The organism is Paraburkholderia sp. SIMBA_054 (assembly GCF_046534875.1).
GTDB lineage: Bacteria > Pseudomonadota > Gammaproteobacteria > Burkholderiales > Burkholderiaceae > Paraburkholderia > Paraburkholderia hospita.
The window spans coordinates 1-277 of the sequence record NZ_JAWRXV010000662.1 but is presented as its reverse complement, the minus strand read 5'-3'; the positions used below and the strand labels follow the sequence as shown (position 1 = coordinate 277).

The window sequence follows — 277 nt, the reverse complement described above, 5'->3', positions numbered from 1 at the left end:
GGAATCCTGGCGCGCCACCAGACTTGCGCAGATCGGTTTAGGCACAGTGGCTTATCGGTTCGTGCAAAAGAGACAGCGTGAGATGCCGATGAAACGCCTGATAAGCCGCGCGATGTACCACCCGCTCATCGCACTATCCATGTTCTACTTTATCGACCTGATGTACAACGTCGACTACAGTCCAACCAGCGCTCTGCTCGTGCTGGCAGCGAAATCCATGTCGCGGGTGGTGAACGTGTTCAATAAGGGGTAGGGCTATACGTCGATATGGCACACC

Annotated in this window: 1 protein-coding gene; it reads left to right on the top strand. The window is 54.9% G+C overall.

The features are described 5' to 3' along the window. On the top strand, nt 1-253 hold a 253-nt coding region (locus SB822_RS56750), incomplete at its 5' end, for a hypothetical protein (protein ID WP_410859060.1). Nucleotides 254-277: the final 24 nt, after the last annotated feature.